This is a genomic window from Pseudomonas lini, assembly GCF_030812475.1.
GTDB classification, from domain to species: domain Bacteria; phylum Pseudomonadota; class Gammaproteobacteria; order Pseudomonadales; family Pseudomonadaceae; genus Aquipseudomonas; species Aquipseudomonas lini_A.
Genome location: NZ_JAUSSR010000006.1, coordinates 35,324 through 51,816, shown reverse-complemented (window position 1 = coordinate 51,816; position 16,493 = coordinate 35,324). Strand labels below are relative to the sequence as shown.

Here is a 16,493-nt window from a genome sequence, read left to right as displayed (position 1 = left end):
AATTGAGCCTAACCGATTTGCACCTGGTTCCGACCGGCGTGTTTTGCCCTGTATAGCGCTTGATCGGCTCTTTTCAGCACCAGATCGCTATGCTCGCCCGCTTTGAACGCGGTCAAGCCGATGGAAAGGGTAATGGTCACTGGCTCACCCTTGAAATGAAAAGGGCAGGCCTCGATGAAAGCTCGTAGTTTTTCCAGCAGTTTCGCGCTGGCCACCGCTCCTGTAGCGGGCATCAGCAGTACAAACTCCTCCCCGCCGAAACGGGCGATGAAATCTGTCTCGCGAAGGCGCTTGCGCAGCACCCCAGCGATGATTTTCAGTACCTTGTCGCCCGCCAGGTGACCATAGTTGTCGTTGATGCGCTTGAAATGATCGAGATCAAGCATTGCCAACGACAAGGAATTGCCGTGTTGCTGCCACTGGCTGATTTCAAGGTCGAGCCGTTCGCTCCAGGCTGCGCGGTTGGGCAGGCCTGTCAGTGGGTCGATCAGGGCTTTCTGACGCTGCTCTTCGAGGTGTTCACGGTAGCCCAGGGCTTCCTGTTCCATGTGGGCCACTCGTTCGGCCAGACTTTGCAGGCGCGCCGCTACTTCCTGTTCGCGCTCGTCACGCTGCTTCTGGTGATGGTCCATGGTGCCTAGCAGACCTTCAAGATGGTTTTCCAGGGCACGCTTGAGGCCCTCAAGATCGGCGGCTTCCTGCATGCTGCTCTGTAAGCCGTCGACCTGGTCGCGGATCTGCGTATCCATTTCGCGTGCGGCAGAGCGGTTGTCGGCATGGCCGTCACTGGCGGCTTGCAAGTTGCGCTGGAACAACTCGAGGCGCTCGTTGAGCTGCTGCAGATAAGTTTCGAATTCGTGCTGGCCGCTATCATTTATCGCCAGCATCAACGTGGCCAGATCATCGAGAATCGGCAGCAGTTCGTACCAGTTCAAACCATTTCGAAGGCGATCACGCATCGCTTCCGCTTGGGAGCGATGACGCTCGGGAAGGGGCAGGTCGTCAAGCAACCCCAGGAGCGTGTGCTCGATATGCTGGGCAACCGAACTGTAGGAAGGCTCGGGCGAATCCGGGAGTGCATAGAGGCTATCTTGCTCGGCTTGCTCCGGATTGACGACGATCATTGCTTGGGTCGTGACTGCGGGGCAGGGCAGGCTTTGCGCAATTGCTGTCGTGGCCGGTTCGCCCGAATGGGTCGCCGGTAAGGAATGCTCCGCCGGCGCGAAAGCGGACGGACTGGGCGCCAAGGGCTGTTCATGGTCCCCTTGAGCTGATGCTTCTGCCGGGATTTCACGCGCGGGCAGTGGCTCAAGAGCCGGAGGAACGATCGTCAGGGCTGAAGGAGAAGTTGTTGCTTCAGCTGACTCTTCTATTGCACCGGGTGCCTGAGCGACAGCGCGTGCGGGAGACAGCAATACCTGGGACCCATGGATCGGGCGCGCGACAGTTGTTTGCGGAATTACTGACAACGTAACGGATTCGGTTGCCTGGGGCGCAAGTGCGGGCACCTGCGCGACGAGGGTGGCAATCTGTGGCGCCATTTCATCTGCTTCACGACTGCCAAACAACCGTTGCAGCAATCCAGGGCGACCGGGTTCTGCCGGGCTTTCAAGCTGACTCAGGGCCTTGCCCTGCAGGCCGCTCAGCTCACTGAGCAGCAAAGGAATCTCACGCGCCTGACTGACCCGTGCATCCAGCCGTCTGGCGAAATCCTTGAGGGGGCGGCTGACTTCCCGGGGCAGCGGCAATGTTTGCAGTTGCGCTACCAGCGCGGCCAGTGAGGCACCGGTCTGATTGACCCGGGTTTCGCGGCGTTGCTCAGAGTCGAGCAGGGCTTTTTCCAGCCGTGGAAGCAGGGCGGCCAGGCCGGCATCCATCTCATTGGTGCGTATGACTTCGCGCATTTCCTTCATGCACTCGTCAACGGCGCGGTCGGTGCCTTCGGCCGCCAAGGTGCTGCGCACCAGTCCACGGCGCAACAAGTCGAGCCGGGCGTCCCATCGGCGCTCGAGCTTTTCCTGGTGTTCGACGCTTTTCAGGTATTTCTCTTTCCAGCGCTGTGTTTCGTCGCTCATTCATGGGGTCCGCGATGGGCAGGACTCAGCGCGGGCAATGCATCGGCCGTGAGCGAACCGGGCAGACGAATTTCTACCGCAACCGGCAGGTGATCGGAAATGGGGTGTGCCAGCACCTCGACCTTTTCCAGGGTCAGGGTCGGGCTCAGCAGAATATGGTCCAGGCAGCGTTGCGGGCGCCAGCTGGGGAAGGTCGCTTCCAGCTGTGGTGCGAGCAGGCCCAGATCGCGTAACGGTGAGTTTTGCAGCAAGTCACTGGCATGGGTGTTCATGTCGCCCATCAGCACCTGGTGCTTATAGTTCCCGATCAACTCGCGAATGTAGGCCAGTTGCATGCTGCGGGCGCGAGCCCCCAGCGCCAGGTGCATCATGACCACCACCAGCGCTTCCGGACCCTCGCCGAAACGCACCAGAATCGCTCCGCGACCCTTGGGGCCCGGCAGCGGATGATCTTCAATCGCCCACGGACGCAGGCGGCTGAGCACACCATTGCTGTGCTGGCCAAGGCGACCCAGGTTGCGATTGAGTTGTTGATACCAGTAAGGGAACGCACCGAGCTGAGCCAGGTGTTCGACCTGATTGACGTAGCCCGATCGCAGGCTGCCGCCATCGACTTCCTGCAGGGCGACCAGATCGAAGTCACCCAGCAGATTGCCGATTTTCTGCAAGTTGTCGGCCCGCCCGGTGTGCGGCAACAGATGTTGCCAGCCTCGAGTCAGATAGTGCCGGTACCGCTCGGTACTAATGCCGACCTGGATATTGAAACTGAGCAAGCGCAGGCGGCTGTCTGCGGGCAGGCCCGTCGATTCCAGATGATGCTCGTTGACCCGCGGATCATGCAGGCCAACGGCGCGTTCAGTACCCCAGCGGCGCATGGCAGGCCCCGCGCTTAGTTGGCGGCAGCCTTGTTAGCCGCTCGCTCTTTGTCGATCAGTTTGTCTGCCAGTTGCAATGCCTGCTCGGCGCCGCCGGCAGAGCCTACGTCGAAGCGGTACTTGCCGTTGACGATCATGGTCGGAACACCGGTGATTTCATACTTCTTGGCCAGGTCAGTGGCCTTGACGATCTGGCCTTTGATCGCGAACGAGTCGAAGGTGGCGAGGAACTTGTCCTTGTCTACGCCCTGGGTGGCCAGGAAGTCTGCCATTTCATTCTTGTCGACCAGCTTCTTGTGCTCTTTCTGAATGGCGTTGAACACCGCAGCGTGAACCTTTTCTTCGACGCCCATGGCTTCAAGGGTCAGGAACAGCTGGCCGTGTGCGTTCCACGGGCCACCGAACATGGCTGGAATGCGCACGAAATTCACGTCGGAAGGCAATTTCTCAACCCAGGGATTGATCACCGGCTCAAACGCGTAGCAATGCGGGCAGCCATACCAGAACAGCTCCACCACTTCGATCTTGCCAGGCACGGCGACCGGAACCGGATTGGTCAGTTCGACATAGGGGGCGGCGGGGGCTTCAGTGGCTTGGGCAGTCATGCCGAACAGGCTGGCAGCGACGAATGCGGCGCTGATGATCAGATTACGCATGCTTTACTCCTGGACAAATGGGGTCACCTCGCGCGACCTGTTTTCAGACAGATCATGGCGGGCTTGAGTTCTGTAGTGTAACGGCAGCGGCCACAAAAAAGGGCGGCCAAGGCCACCCTTTTTATACTTGCATCGACAGATTAATCGAGCGTTAACATTGCAAGAGATGTGCATCCCTCGCAACGTCCCCTCGGCGGTCTCAGTGCAGGCCCTGGATGTAGCTGGAGACTGCCGCGATATCTTCGTCGCTCAGCTTCTTGGCGATGGTTTGCATCGGTTTGGTATCGCCATCGTTGGCCCGGCCGCCTTCTTCCTTGCGGAAATCGGTCAGTTGCTTGGCAATATACTGCGCATGTTGACCGCCCAGATGAGGGAAGCCGGCGGCTGCGTTGCCCTTGCCGTCTGGCGAGTGACAGCCGGTGCAGGATGGCAGGCCCTTGGCCAGGTCGCCGCCGCGGAACAAGGCTTCACCGCGAGACACGACTTTCGGGTCGGCGGCGCCAACGCTGCCTTTCTGGCTGGCAAAGTAGGCGGAGATATCGGCCAGGTCCTGATCGCTCAGGTTGGTGAGCAGGCCGGTCATTTCCAGTACGACACGCTTACCGGACTTGATGTCGTGCAACTGCTTGTTCAGATAACGTTCGCCCTGGCCCGCCAGTTTCGGAAAGTTAGGCGCCATGCTGTTGCCATCCGGGCCATGACAGGCGCCACATACTGCGGCTTTCGCCTGACCAGCAGTTGCATCACCTGCAGCATGGGCTACGCCGGAGATCCCCACGGTCAACAGCAGACTCACGATCAATTTGTTCATCAGCTAATCCAACTACGGCTAAGGGTTGAAGAGTTATGGACCGGAATCACTCGCTCATCCACTGGATGATGGCTCGGTAATCCTCGGCACTGCAGTCCATGCACAAACCACGCGGCGGCATCGCCTTGAAACCCTGGGTCACGTGTTGCACCAGCGTCTCCATACCTTTCGCCAACCTCGGCGTCCAAGCTTCCTGATCGCCCTTCTTGGGCGCCATGGGTAGTTGGCCGGAATGACAGGCACCACAAACACGGTTGTACACAGCTTCCGGATCCTGTGTAGCCTGAGCGCTGTAAAGCGGCATCAAGACACCGGCAGCTAGCAGCCATTTCGTCATAAAACGACCTTTTCAGGGTTGAGAGCGTTGTGCGTTCTAATGCGCAATCAAGGTCAATCGCCCTCGTGAACTTCATCCTACGCTGGGACAAAGCGCACACAAAATCTGCGGCATTATATACTGGCGTCACTGAAACGGAAACGACACCGCTTGCCGCGTCCATTCCCGGCGCCGCCCACATCGGAAATCCCATGCAATTCAAGAACCCCATCCTCGGCCTGTGCCAACAGTCCACCTTCATGCTCAGCGCCGCCAAAGTCGATCAATGTCCCGACGACGAAGGCTTTGAAGTGGCCTTCGCCGGGCGTTCCAACGCCGGCAAGTCGAGCGCGCTGAACACTTTGACGCACGCCAGCCTGGCGCGAACCTCGAAAACCCCGGGACGCACGCAGCTGTTGAACTTCTTCAAGCTAGACGATGAACGCCGTCTGGTCGACCTGCCGGGGTACGGTTATGCAAAAGTACCGATCCCGTTGAAGATGCACTGGCAGCGTCACCTGGAAGCCTATCTGGGCGGCCGCGAAAGTTTGAAAGGTCTGATTCTGATGATGGATATCCGTCATCCAATGACCGACTTCGACCTGCTGATGCTCGACTGGGCCGTTGCCGCCGGCATGCCGATGCACATTCTGCTGACCAAAGCGGACAAGCTGACTTACGGCGCGGCGAAAAACACGTTGCTCAAGGTCCAGGCGGAGATTCGCAAAGGCTGGGGCGATGCCGTGACGATCCAGCTGTTTTCCGCACCGAAACGCATGGGCCTGGAAGACGCCTACACTGTGTTGGCAGGCTGGATGGAACTGGCGGACAAGGGCGCCGAGGTTGCCGAGTAAAGTCGACAGGTCAAATCGCGGGCAAAAAAAACCCCGGACTTCTATGGGGAGGGGGAAGTTCCGGGGTTCAAGCTCCGGACCGCTAGGGCGGGGTCCAGATATCTGCCAACACTTAACACAACATAGGAGCATCGAAGGGCTTCACCAGCCATTCAGTAACTCTGAGTGGCGTTTCACGGGTTTAGTTCCTGAAAGGATAAAAAACCATTGGAAATAAGCCCGCGCATTTTCCGGACTATGGTCCCCCCTGTAGGAGCGAGCTTGCTCGCGATGGTCGTTAACGAAAACGCGTGCTTACTGGCTAAACGCGGCGTTCTTGAGTCCATCGCGAGCAAGCTCGCTCCTACAGAAGGCGCTCTTGAGTCCATCGTCGGAACGCCGCCCGGAGCAAGCGCGCTGCTACAGAACGGCGCTTTTAGTGCGCCTCATCCCAGTTATTGCCCACACCCACCTCGACCAGCAGCGGCACATCCAGTTGCGCGGCTTCGCTCATGTGTACGCGAATTTCCTCACGCACCTGGTCAATCAGGTCTTCGCGCACTTCAAGTACCAATTCATCATGTACCTGCAGGATGACTTTGGCGTCGAGGCCTGACGAGGTCAGCCAGTTATCCACGGCGACCATGGCTTTCTTGATGATGTCCGCTGCGGTGCCTTGCATCGGAGCGTTGATTGCCGTGCGCTCGGCACCTTTGCGCAGAGCCGGGTTTTTCGCGTTGATTTCCGGCAGGTACAGGCGACGACCGAAGATGGTTTCGACAAACCCTTGCTCGGCGGCCTGGGCGCGGGTGCGTTCCATGTACTCCAGCACGCCGGGGTAACGGGTGAAGTACCGGTCGATATAAGCCTGGGACTGCTTGCGATCGACGCCGATCTGCTTGGCCAGGCCAAAGGCGCTCATGCCGTAGATCAAACCGAAGTTGATCGCCTTGGCGCTACGCCGCTGGTCGGTGGTGACCGCTTCCAGTTCGACCCCGAAGACTTCCGCTGCCGTGGCTTTGTGCACGTCCAGGTCGTTGCGGAAGGCGTACAGCAAGCCTTCATCCTTGGCCAGGTGAGCCATGATCCGCAGTTCGATTTGCGAATAGTCCGCGGCCAGCAGTTTGTAGCCCTTTGGCGCGACGAATGCCTGACGAATCCGCCGGCCTTCGGCGGTGCGGATCGGAATGTTCTGCAGGTTCGGATCGATCGACGACAAGCGTCCGGTGGCGGCAACGGCTTGCTGATAAGACGTATGGATGCGACCGGTACGAGTGTTGATCTGCTCCGGCAAGCGGTCGGTGTAGGTGCTTTTGAGTTTGCTCAGCGAGCGGTACTGCATCAACACCTTGGGCAGCGGGTAGTCCTGTTCGGCCAGCTCGGCCAACACCGCTTCGGCCGTCGAGGCCTGGCCCTTGGCGGTTTTGCTGAGAACAGGCAAACCGAGCTTTTCATAAAGAATCACGCCCAGCTGTTTCGGCGAGCCCAGGTTGAATTCTTCGCCGGCGATGGCAAAGGCCTCCCGCTCCAGGGCGACCAGTTTCTCGCCCAGCTCGACACTCTGGATGCCCAGCAGGTTGGCGTCCACGAGCGCGCCCTGGCGTTCGATACGGGCCAGTACCGGCATCAGCGGCATTTCAATGTCGTTCAGCACGTTGCCCAGGCTTGGCGTGGCGGCCAGTTTTTCCTGCAAGGCCAGGTGCAGACGGAAGGTGACATCGGCGTCTTCGGCGGCATACGGGCCCGCCAGCTCAAGAGAGATCTGGTCGAAGGACAGTTGCTTGACACCTTTGCCCGCGATCTCGTGAATGTCGGTCTTGCTTTGGCCCAAGTACTTGAGCGCCAGGCTGTCCATGTCGTGACGGGTGGCCGTCGAGTCCAGGACGTAGGACTCAAGCATGGTATCGAAGGCAATACCTTGAACAATTATCCCGTTGCTTTGATCGCCACCGATGGCGCAATTGGCCAGGATGTTGGTTTCGAACTTGGCGTGCTGGCCGACTTTCAGTTTATTCGGGTTTTCCAGCAACGGTTTCAGCGCCAGCAGCACGGTGTCGCGATCCAGTTGTTCCGGCACGCCCATGTAGGAATGGGTCAGCGGAATGTAGGCTGCTTCGTTGGCCGCCACGGAAAACGACAGGCCCACCAGTTGCGAGTGTTGGGCATCGCTGCCATTGGTCTCGGTGACGAAAGCGATCAGCGGAGCCTTGGCGAGTTTGTCCAGCCAGATCTCGAAACGCGTTTGGTCGAGGATGGTTTCGTATTTCGCCTCGACGGTTCCCGGCTGCTCATCGACGACCTCGACAATGTCCTGGCCCGAGCGCTTGGCGTCGCGCTGGTTCTCTTCGAACCAACTCTTGAATTCCAGCAGGGTGTAGAGCTCGGCGAGTTTGTCGTGGTCCGGCTTGCCCATTTGCAAGTCGTCCAGGCCGATATCCAGCGGCACATCGATCTTGATCGTCGCCAGCCGGTAAGAGAGAAACGCCATCTCCTTGTGCTCTTCGAGCTTGGCCGGCAAGGTTTTGGCTCCGCGTATCGGCAAGGTCGGCACGATATCGAGTTGCGCGTAAAGTTCGGTCAGGCCGCCGTTCACACCGACCAGCAAGCCGGAAGCGGTTTTCGGGCCGATGCCCGGAACGCCCGGAATGTTGTCGGACGAATCGCCCATTAATGCCAGGTAATCGATGATCTGCTCGGGAGCGACACCAAATTTCTCCTTCACGCCCTCCACGTCCAGCGCACTACCGGTCATCGTGTTGACCAAGGTAATGTGCCCGTCGACCAGTTGCGCCATGTCCTTGTCGCCGGTGGAGATCACCACCGGGCGGTCGGCGGCTGCACTGCTGCGGGCCAGGGTGCCGATCACGTCGTCCGCTTCGACGTTGTCCACGCACAGCAACGGGAAGCCCAGGGCCTTGACGCTGGCGTGCAATGGCTCGATCTGGACGCGCATGTCATCGGGCATGCTCGGACGGTTGGCCTTGTATTCGGCGAACATTTCGTCGCGGAAAGTCCCGCCCTTGGCGTCGAACACCACGGCAAACGGGCTGTCCGGGTACTGCTTGCGCAGACTCTTGAGCATGTTCAACACGCCTTTGACCGCACCGGTCGGCAGGCCTTTGGATGTGGTGAGCGGTGGCAGGGCGTGAAACGCGCGGTACAGGTAAGAAGAACCGTCCACCAGGACGAGGGGGGCTTGGCTCATGAGCAGGATCAACCTTTTCGGCGGGTCCGGCGCTAGAATAGCGGGACCGTTGACGACAAAGGGACAAGGTTATCATGCGCACACTAAATCGCTTGCTGTTGGCTGGCTTGTTTGCAGTCACCCCATTGACCGTCATGGCGGCGGACGACGCGCCCTCGGCAGACCCGGATGTAACAATCCGCACTGAAGGCGACAAAACCATTCAGGAATATCGGCAAAATGGCTTTTTGTATGCCATCAAGGTGACCCCGAAAGGCGGTAAACCCTATTTCCTGGTGCGCGCCGATGGCTCGGACGGAAATTTCATTCGATCGGATCAGCCGGATATGTTGATTCCGTCCTGGAAAATATTCGAGTGGTAAACCGTTCTTAACTTTAATTGGCGCTGGCTCAACCGCGGCGCCCGTACTGGCAGTTTTTAACCATGTCTGTGTTTACCCCGCTGGCTCGGCCCGAGCTGGAAACCTTTCTCGCCCCATACGGGCTCGGCCGCCTGCTTGATTTCCAGGGGATTGCCGCCGGTAGCGAAAATACCAATTTCTTTATCAGCCTGGAGCAGGGCGAATTTGTCCTGACCCTGGTCGAGCGCGGCCCGGTGCAGGAGATGCCGTTCTTCATCGAGCTGCTCGACGTGCTCCACGACGCCGACCTGCCGGTGCCCTACGCCCTGCGCACCACAGACGGCGTGGCCTTGCGCGAGCTGGCCGGCAAACCGGCGCTGTTGCAACCGCGTCTGGCCGGCAAGCACATCAAGGAGGCCAACGCTCAGCATTGCACTCAGGTCGGCGAACTGCTGGCTCATCTGCACCTGGCGACCCAGGCCAACATGATCAAGCGCAAGACCGATCGCGGCCTGGACTGGATGCAGGAGGAGGGCACTCAGTTGCTGTCGCACCTGACTGCCGGGCAGAGCGATCTGTTGCAGCGGGCGCTGGACGAAATCACCCGGCAGAAAACCAAAATCCTGGCCCTGCCGCGCGCCAACATCCACGCGGATCTGTTTCGCGACAACGCGATGTTCGAAGGCACGCACCTGACCGGTTTGATCGATTTCTACAACGCCTGCTCGGGGCCGATGCTCTACGACGTGGCGATTGCCTTGAACGACTGGTGCTCGGACGAGGACGGGAAAATCGACGGGCCGCGGGCGCGGGCGTTGCTGGGCGCTTATGCTGCGTTGCGGCCGTTCACCGCTGCAGAGGCCGAGCTGTGGCCGACCATGCTGCGGGTGGCTTGTGTGCGATTCTGGTTGTCACGGTTGATCGCAGCCGAGTCGTTTGCCGGGCAGGATGTGTTGATACACGATCCGATGGAGTTTGAGCAGCGGTTGGCGCAGCGGCAAAAGGTCAATACACCGTTGCCGTTCGCCCTTTAAAAGCTTCGCGAGCAGGCTCGCTCCCACAGGGGATCTTCAGTGGACAAAAAATCTGTGTTCACATCGGTCAACTGTGGGAGCGAGCCTGCTCGCGAAGGCGGCGATACAAATGTCCGGGTTACAACGACTCCAGACACCCCGCCAAATCACTCCCCAACTTCTCCAGCATCTGCTCATACCCCTGAGCGGTCGCTGGCGTATACCCGCCCAGTGCATCCAGCTCCGCCAGTTTCACCGGCAAGCCGGCCACCAGGGTTTCCGCCAGCCGTGGACGCAGCGGCGGTTCGCTGAACACACAGGTCTTGCCGACTTCCTGCAACCGCGTGCGCATCGCCGCGACGTGCTGGGCGCCAGGCTGGACCTCGGCGGCGACGCTGAACACGCCGGCATGCTTGAGGCCATAGGTGTCCTCGAAGTAGTCGAAGGCTTCGTGGAACACGAAGTAAGGTTTGCCTTCAATGCCGGCCAGACGTTTCTTCAACCGCACATCCAGCGCATCCAGACGTTCATCGAAGGCCTTCAGATTGCTCTGGTAGCGGACCGCATTGGCCGGGTCGGCAGCACTCAGGTCGGTGGCCATTTTCGCTGCGATCACGCGGGCATTGACCGACGACAGCCAGAGATGCGCATCCAGACTGCCGGGACGGTGATCGTGGTCATGCTCGTCGGCTTCTTCGGTGTGAGAGCGGTTATCCTCGGCGAAGTGGCGCAGTTTCAGGCCAGGCAATTGTTGTACTGAGACGCTGGGCAGCGTGCGACCATTGAGCACCCGAGGCAGAAAGCCTTCCATGTCCGGACCGATCCAATACAGCAGATCCACCGATTGCACCTTCCGCACGTCGGATGGGCGCAAGGCATAGTTATGCGGCGAGGCACCGGGCGGCAACAGCACTTCGGGAATCGCCACGCCATCCTGCACCGCCGCGGCGATCAGTTGCAGCGGCTTGATGCTGGTGAGGACTTTGACGTCGGCCCGGGCCGGACCGATCAGCAGAAAAGTTGAGATAAATGCGACAAAGATAGAAAAAAGTCGGGACACGATGACCACTCGAAGAGGCGAGAACGGGTAACATAATAACGTCTCTCACAAAACTCGTCGCCGCTCATGCCTAAAACACCGATCGCCAGCCGTCCCCACGACCACTCTCACTGCGTTCATAGCGCATTGTCCGAGGCCGATGCCCTGTGCGCACGCCAGGGGCTGCGCCTGACTGCCTTGCGTCGGCGAGTGCTGGAGCTGGTCTGGCAGAGCCACAAGCCATTGGGTGCCTACGACATACTTGCGGTGCTCAGCGAGCAGGACGGCCGCCGCGCCGCCCCGCCTACGGTGTACCGCGCGCTGGATTTCCTGCTGGAAAACGGCCTCGTCCACCGTATTTCCTCGTTGAACTCGTTCGTCGGTTGCAACCACCCGGGACATGTTCACCAGGGTCAGTTCCTGATCTGCCGCGCATGCCATGCCGCCATTGAACTTGAACAAGCATCCATCAGCGACGCGATCATCGGCAGCGCCAAAGACGTCGGATTCGTCGTCGAAGGCCAGACCGTGGAAGTGGTCGGTCTCTGTTCAGGTTGCCAGGGGGCTTGATGAGCAACGCGCTGATCCGCCTCGAACAGGTCACCGTCACCTTCGCCGGGCAAAACGTGCTGGATAACATCGAGCTGAGCGTCGAGCCGGGGCAGATCGTGACCCTGATCGGCCCAAATGGCGCGGGCAAGACCACCTTGGTGCGCGCCGTGCTTGGCCTGCTGAAGCCGGACAGCGGCAGCGTCTGGCGCAAGCCTAAATTGCGGGTCGGCTACATGCCGCAAAAGCTGCACGTCGATCCGACGCTGCCGCTTTCGGTGCTGCGTTTTTTGCGCCTGGTGCCGGGGGTGGATCGCGCCCGCGCCTTGGCGGCGCTCAAGGAAGTTGGCGCCGAGCAGGTGATCGACAGCCCGGTGCAAAGTGTTTCTGGTGGTGAAATGCAGCGCGTGCTGCTGGCCCGGGCATTGCTGCGTGAGCCGGAACTGCTGGTGCTCGACGAGCCGGTGCAAGGCGTGGACGTCGCCGGTCAGGCCGAGCTCTACAGCCTGATCACCCGGTTGCGCGACCGTCACGGTTGCGGGGTGTTGATGGTGTCCCATGATTTGCACCTGGTCATGAGCACTACCGACCAAGTGGTCTGCCTGAATCGTCACGTCTGCTGCTCCGGACATCCCGAGCAGGTCAGCGGCGACCCGGCTTTCGTCGAGCTGTTCGGCAAAAACGCGCAAAGCCTGGCGATTTACCACCACCATCACGACCACGCCCATGACCTGCATGGTTCAGTGGTCACCGCGGCTTCGACGGCCCACGTTCACGGAGATAGCTGCAAGCATGGCTGATTTTCTGCTTTACGCCCTGCTTGCAGGTCTGGCCCTGGCGCTGGTCGCAGGCCCATTGGGATCGTTCGTGGTCTGGCGGCGCATGGCCTATTTCGGCGACACCCTGTCCCATGCCGCACTGCTCGGCGTGGCGCTGGGCTTTTTGCTGGATGTGAGCCCGACTGTTGCGGTTACCGCAGGTTGTCTGCTGTTGGCCGTGTTGCTGGTGACCTTGCAACAGCGCCAGCCGCTGGCGTCCGACACGCTGTTGGGAATTCTCGCACCGAGCACCCTCTCTTTAGGCCTGGTGGTACTAAGCTTCATGCATGAAGTGCGGATCGACCTGATGGCCTATCTGTTCGGCGACCTGCTGGCGATCAGTCCCACCGACCTGGCCTGGATACTCGGCGGCAGTGCGGGGGTGCTGGCCTTGCTGGTGACGTTGTGGCGGCCAATGTTGGCGATCACGGTCCATGAAGAGCTGGCCAAGGTGGAAGGATTGCCGGTCGCGGCGTTGCGCCTGGCCCTGATGCTGTTGATCGCCGTAGTCATTGCGGTGGCGATGAAGATCGTCGGTGTATTGCTGATCACTTCGCTGCTGATCATTCCGGCGGCCGCGGCGCAGCGTCACGCCCGGTCACCGGAGCAGATGGCACTGGGCGCGAGCCTGCTGGGCATGCTCGCGGTCTGTGGCGGGTTGGCGCTGTCGTGGTTCAAGGACACTCCGGCGGGCCCGTCGATTGTGGTGGTGGCCGCCGCACTGTTTCTGCTGAGTTTTGTCCTGCCCCGTCGAGGGGTGTAGACTTGCTCGTTTTTTGCGCAAATAGAGAGTCGCAGGAATGAAGCCGTTCGCCTCCCGTTATCTGCTCCTTGTCGCATTTTCCTTGCTGCTGGGCGCTTGCCAAAGCACGCCACCGGCGGCCACCGAGCCTACCGATGCCCGGGCAACGGCCATTGCACAGCTGGAACAAAGCCTCGCCAGCAGCGAATTGGCCACTGCGGAAGGTCAGCTGGCCGCCTTGCAGGCCGAGTCGCCCAACGATCAGTCCCTTGAGCAATATCAGCGCCAACTGGCCGAAGCCTATCTGCGCCGCAGCCAGATCGTGCTGCAAAAAGGTGATGTGAACGCTGCCGCCACTGCCCTGAGTCGCGCCCGGGTGTTGATGCCCAAGGCTCCAGCGCTGACCGGTGGGGTCAACAACGCGATCGTCAATGCCCGCAAAGCGGAGCTGGACAGGGCTGAAGCGGCGCTCATGGCGGCCGAAGCCAAGCCGCAGGCCAAAGTCATCGACCCGACGGCGGAAAGCACCACGGTGGCGCTTAACCTTACGGACATGACAAAACTTCGTCGGCAACTGGATGCCATCGCAGCCGATGTGGTGAATTATCAGTGCGACGTCAGCATTCAGGCGCCGCGCACCCAGGATTATCCCTGGTTGGCCACCTTGCTGACCAAGCGGGTGAAGAAGCTGGATTCGGGGTTTGATCTGAATCTGGAAAAGCAGATTTTGCGTAACATTCCGGCGCAGATCGTTCTGAGCCCGCGTAAGCCCTAAAAGCTTCGCGAGCAGGCTCGCTCCCACAGGTTATGGGGTGACCACAGATAGGTGGTCAACCCAATCATTGTGGGAGCGAGCCTGCTCGCGAAGGCGTCCTCTCTATCGATACAAAACCTTAAGCCGGAATCGCCTTGGCCTTAGGCTCCCGATCCCACACCCGATGCTGCCCGATCGCGGCAAAAAACGGCTTGGTCAACTTGGCGGCATCCTTCTCCACGATCAATCCCGCATCCACCTCCAGCTTCAACACATCCAGCAACTGCTTGGCCTCGCCATGCAACGCAATCGCCTTCAAGTGTTTGTATGCCTCAAGCAGGTAATGCAACGCCACGCCATCAGTGCTCAACGCCTTGATCGACGCCGCGCCACCGGGCACGAATACCGCATCGAACGCGATAGATGGCAAACCTTCCATCGACGCATCCACCGGCAGCGCCTTGCCATCGGCAGTTGTCACCGGTGCCGACGTAGGGCCGAGCAGTTTTGCGTGTGCGCCTTCAGCCTTCAACGCCGCTTTCATCGCATCGATCGCCGCACCGTCGACGCCATTGGCCGCCAGGATCGCGACTTTTCGAGTCTTGATATCGCCCGGCAGCAAGTTGGCCTGGCTCAAGGCCGGCGAGCGATCCAGGGAAATTTTCGGTACATCGACCGTTCCGGCTTTCGGCGCTGGCAGGCCAAGGTTCTGCGCGACGCGCTTGGCCAGCTCCAGATCGATGTTGGCAAGGATCTCATTCACCTCCCGCGCGCGGATGTGCTCACGCTCGACCTTGCCCAATTCAAAGCTGTAAGCGGCAATGATGTGCTCTTGCTCGTGCTTGCTCATGCTGTGAAAGAACAGCCGCGCCTGGGAGAAGTGGTCGCCGAACGATTCGCTGCGCTGGCGGATCTTGTTCGCATCGATGCGCTCCGGATGGGTTTCGAAGCCACCGTCTTGTGCGGCGGGCGGGGTTTCTTTCGGCCAGCCGCCGTCAATGGAGTTCGGCTCGTAGGAGGCACGGCCCCTGTCGATGGTGGTGCGGTGTAGCGCATCCCGCTGACCATTGTGGAAGGGTGCAACCGGACGGTTGATCGGGATCTCGTGAAAATTCGGTCCACCAAGTCGGCTGATCTGCGTATCGGTGTAGGAAAACAGTCGCCCTTGCAGCAGTGGATCGTTGGAGAAGTCGATTCCCGGCACGATATGCCCGGGACAGAACGCGACCTGCTCGGTTTCGGCGAAGAAGTTGTCCGGGTTGCGGTTGAGCACCATTTTACCCAGCGGGGTAATCGGTACGGTTTCTTCAGGAATGATCTTGGTCGGGTCGAGCAAGTCGAAATCGAAGGTGTGCTCGTTTTCCTCTTCGACTACCTGCACGCCCAGCTCCCATTCCGGGTAATCGCCCATCTCGATCGACTCCCACAGATCGCGACGATGGTAGTCGGTATCTTTGCCGGCGAGCTTCTGCGCTTCATCCCAAACCAACGAGCAGGTCCCGGCGGCAGGGCGCCAGTGGAATTTGACGAAGCGCGATTTACCTTCAGCGTTGATCAGGCGGAAGGTGTGCACGCCAAAACCCTGCATGCTGCGCAGGCTCTTCGGAATCGCCCGGTCAGACATGGCCCACATCACCATGTGCGCCGATTCCGGTACCAGCGATACGAAGTCCCAGAATGTGTCGTGAGCCGAACCGCCGGTGGGAATCTCGTTGTGGGGCTCGGGTTTCACCGCGTGCACGAAATCCGGAAACTTGATGGCATCCTGAATGAAGAACACCGGCATGTTGTTGCCCACCAGGTCGAAGTTGCCTTCGTCGGTGAAGAACTTCACGGCGAAACCCCGTACGTCGCGCACGGTATCGCCCGACCCGCGAGGGCCCTGCACCGTGGAAAAGCGCACGAACACCGGGGTCTGTTTGGCGGGGTCTTGCAGAAAGCCGGCCTTGGTCAGCACCGAATGGTTTTCGTATGACTGAAAGTAACCATGGGCACCGGTCCCGCGGGCATGCACGATGCGTTCGGGAATGCGCTCATGGTCAAAATGCGTGATCTTTTCACGCATGATGAAGTCTTCCAGCAACGACGGCCCGCGGTCGCCGACTTTCAACGTGTTCTGGTTGTCCGAGACCTTCACCCCCTGATTGGTGCGCAGGGCCTGTTCAGTGGCATCGGAGCGGAATTTTTCCAGGCTTTCGAGCTTGGCGTTGGTGTTGCCGCGGTCCAGGGTATCGGTCCCGGCCAGTGCGCTTTTGGGGGCGGCAGGCTTTTTAGTGCTCATCAGTCGTAAACTCCTCGTTTCAATTCCCGTCCGTCGTAACCAGGACTCTTGGGCGATATCCCCAGGCACGGCTACCGGGGGCGTTTTCGAGTTGCTTAATTAGTGACTGGTGACATTTTTAGCCGTTCCTTTTTTCTTACCTTTGATCGCGTTATTGCCAAATGACAGGATGAAAGCGAAATAAA

At 59.8% G+C, this 16,493-nt stretch carries 15 protein-coding genes; 7 read left to right on the top strand and 8 right to left on the bottom strand.

Annotated elements, in window-relative coordinates:
• Nucleotides 1-8: 8 nt before the first annotated feature.
• The 5 genes from J2W17_RS12925 to J2W17_RS12905 all read right to left on the bottom strand — a co-directional run bounded on the left by J2W17_RS12925 (nt 9) and on the right by J2W17_RS12905 (nt 4,754).
• Entirely contained in the window at nt 9-2,075 is a 2,067-nt protein-coding gene (locus J2W17_RS12925; RefSeq protein WP_307334292.1) for a diguanylate cyclase, read from the bottom strand.
• A complete protein-coding gene (locus J2W17_RS12920) occupies nt 2,072-2,950 on the bottom strand; it encodes an endonuclease/exonuclease/phosphatase family protein (RefSeq protein ID WP_307334288.1) in 879 nt (292 codons plus the stop codon). The genes J2W17_RS12925 and J2W17_RS12920 overlap by 4 nt, the downstream gene beginning before the upstream one ends.
• Before the next feature lie 14 nt (nt 2,951-2,964).
• The gene (locus tag J2W17_RS12915; protein ID WP_307334285.1) at nt 2,965-3,606 is read right to left on the bottom strand and encodes a thiol:disulfide interchange protein DsbA/DsbL; all 642 of its coding nucleotides are present in this window, start codon (nt 3,604-3,606) and stop codon (nt 2,965-2,967) included.
• 199 nt (nt 3,607-3,805) lie between these two features.
• Nucleotides 3,806-4,417 carry a c-type cytochrome gene (locus J2W17_RS12910; protein ID WP_307334282.1) on the bottom strand — a complete coding sequence of 204 codons (612 nt, stop codon included), beginning with the start codon at nt 4,415-4,417 and terminating at the stop codon, nt 3,806-3,808.
• Between the two features lie 46 nt (nt 4,418-4,463).
• Nucleotides 4,464-4,754, bottom strand: coding sequence for a c-type cytochrome (locus J2W17_RS12905; protein ID WP_128874650.1), 291 nt, complete (start codon nt 4,752-4,754; stop codon nt 4,464-4,466).
• A gap of 191 nt (nt 4,755-4,945) precedes the next feature.
• Here J2W17_RS12905 and yihA point away from each other — a divergent pair, with 191 nt between their 5' ends.
• Entirely contained in the window at nt 4,946-5,587 is a 642-nt protein-coding gene (gene yihA, locus J2W17_RS12900) for a ribosome biogenesis GTP-binding protein YihA/YsxC (protein ID WP_064680584.1), read from the top strand.
• A 415-nt stretch (nt 5,588-6,002) separates the two neighbouring features.
• Here yihA and polA read toward each other — a convergent pair whose 3' ends face one another.
• Entirely contained in the window at nt 6,003-8,771 is a 2,769-nt protein-coding gene (polA, locus tag J2W17_RS12895; protein WP_307334271.1) for a DNA polymerase I, read from the bottom strand.
• Between the two features lie 74 nt (nt 8,772-8,845).
• Here polA and J2W17_RS12890 point away from each other — a divergent pair, with 74 nt between their 5' ends.
• Both J2W17_RS12890 and J2W17_RS12885 read left to right on the top strand, forming a co-directional pair.
• Nucleotides 8,846-9,133 carry a DUF2782 domain-containing protein gene (locus J2W17_RS12890; RefSeq protein WP_064675246.1) on the top strand — a complete coding sequence of 96 codons (288 nt, stop codon included), beginning with the start codon at nt 8,846-8,848 and terminating at the stop codon, nt 9,131-9,133.
• 62 nt (nt 9,134-9,195) lie between these two features.
• Nucleotides 9,196-10,146: a homoserine kinase gene (locus J2W17_RS12885; protein ID WP_307334265.1), complete on the top strand. Its 951-nt coding sequence runs from the start codon at nt 9,196-9,198 to the stop codon at nt 10,144-10,146.
• A 118-nt stretch (nt 10,147-10,264) separates the two neighbouring features.
• Here J2W17_RS12885 and J2W17_RS12880 read toward each other — a convergent pair whose 3' ends face one another.
• Nucleotides 10,265-11,185, bottom strand: coding sequence for a zinc ABC transporter substrate-binding protein (locus J2W17_RS12880; RefSeq protein ID WP_307334261.1), 921 nt, complete (start codon nt 11,183-11,185; stop codon nt 10,265-10,267).
• A gap of 66 nt (nt 11,186-11,251) precedes the next feature.
• Between J2W17_RS12880 and zur the strand changes: the two genes are divergently transcribed.
• The 4 genes from zur to J2W17_RS12860 are packed head-to-tail and all read left to right on the top strand — an operon-like array spanning nt 11,252 to nt 14,048.
• Nucleotides 11,252-11,734, top strand: coding sequence for a zinc uptake transcriptional repressor Zur (gene zur / locus J2W17_RS12875; RefSeq protein WP_307334258.1), 483 nt, complete (start codon nt 11,252-11,254; stop codon nt 11,732-11,734).
• Nucleotides 11,734-12,513: a zinc ABC transporter ATP-binding protein ZnuC gene (znuC, locus tag J2W17_RS12870; protein WP_307334255.1), complete on the top strand. Its 780-nt coding sequence runs from the start codon at nt 11,734-11,736 to the stop codon at nt 12,511-12,513. Before zur ends, znuC begins: the two co-directional genes overlap by 1 nt.
• The gene (znuB, locus tag J2W17_RS12865) at nt 12,506-13,294 is read left to right on the top strand and encodes a zinc ABC transporter permease subunit ZnuB (RefSeq protein ID WP_307334252.1); all 789 of its coding nucleotides are present in this window, start codon (nt 12,506-12,508) and stop codon (nt 13,292-13,294) included. Before znuC ends, znuB begins: the two co-directional genes overlap by 8 nt.
• Before the next feature lie 37 nt (nt 13,295-13,331).
• Nucleotides 13,332-14,048: a PA5502 family lipoprotein gene (locus J2W17_RS12860; protein ID WP_307334249.1), complete on the top strand. Its 717-nt coding sequence runs from the start codon at nt 13,332-13,334 to the stop codon at nt 14,046-14,048.
• A 118-nt stretch (nt 14,049-14,166) separates the two neighbouring features.
• On the opposite strand, the gene katE is transcribed toward J2W17_RS12860, so the two are convergent.
• A complete protein-coding gene (gene katE, locus J2W17_RS12855) occupies nt 14,167-16,308 on the bottom strand; it encodes a catalase HPII (protein WP_307334245.1) in 2,142 nt (713 codons plus the stop codon).
• Between the last annotated feature and the right edge of the window lie 185 nt (nt 16,309-16,493).

What these genes read in the sequence shown, in the direction of transcription:
- J2W17_RS12910 (WP_307334282.1), bottom strand. Translation starts at nt 4,417, where the DNA reads ATGAACAAATTGATCGTGAGTCTGCTGTTGACCGTGGGGATCTCCGGC.
- J2W17_RS12915 (WP_307334285.1), bottom strand. Translation starts at nt 3,606, where the DNA reads ATGCGTAATCTGATCATCAGCGCCGCATTCGTCGCTGCCAGCCTGTTC.
- yihA (WP_064680584.1), top strand. Translation starts at nt 4,946, where the DNA reads ATGCAATTCAAGAACCCCATCCTCGGCCTGTGCCAACAGTCCACCTTC.
- polA (WP_307334271.1), bottom strand. Translation starts at nt 8,771, where the DNA reads ATGAGCCAAGCCCCCCTCGTCCTGGTGGACGGTTCTTCTTACCTGTAC.
- J2W17_RS12925 (WP_307334292.1), bottom strand. Translation starts at nt 2,075, where the DNA reads ATGAGCGACGAAACACAGCGCTGGAAAGAGAAATACCTGAAAAGCGTC.
- znuC (WP_307334255.1), top strand. Translation starts at nt 11,734, where the DNA reads ATGAGCAACGCGCTGATCCGCCTCGAACAGGTCACCGTCACCTTCGCC.
- znuB (WP_307334252.1), top strand. Translation starts at nt 12,506, where the DNA reads ATGGCTGATTTTCTGCTTTACGCCCTGCTTGCAGGTCTGGCCCTGGCG.
- zur (WP_307334258.1), top strand. Translation starts at nt 11,252, where the DNA reads ATGCCTAAAACACCGATCGCCAGCCGTCCCCACGACCACTCTCACTGC.
- J2W17_RS12890 (WP_064675246.1), top strand. Translation starts at nt 8,846, where the DNA reads ATGCGCACACTAAATCGCTTGCTGTTGGCTGGCTTGTTTGCAGTCACC.
- J2W17_RS12860 (WP_307334249.1), top strand. Translation starts at nt 13,332, where the DNA reads ATGAAGCCGTTCGCCTCCCGTTATCTGCTCCTTGTCGCATTTTCCTTG.
- katE (WP_307334245.1), bottom strand. Translation starts at nt 16,308, where the DNA reads ATGAGCACTAAAAAGCCTGCCGCCCCCAAAAGCGCACTGGCCGGGACC.
- J2W17_RS12885 (WP_307334265.1), top strand. Translation starts at nt 9,196, where the DNA reads ATGTCTGTGTTTACCCCGCTGGCTCGGCCCGAGCTGGAAACCTTTCTC.
- J2W17_RS12920 (WP_307334288.1), bottom strand. Translation starts at nt 2,950, where the DNA reads ATGCGCCGCTGGGGTACTGAACGCGCCGTTGGCCTGCATGATCCGCGG.
- J2W17_RS12905 (WP_128874650.1), bottom strand. Translation starts at nt 4,754, where the DNA reads ATGACGAAATGGCTGCTAGCTGCCGGTGTCTTGATGCCGCTTTACAGC.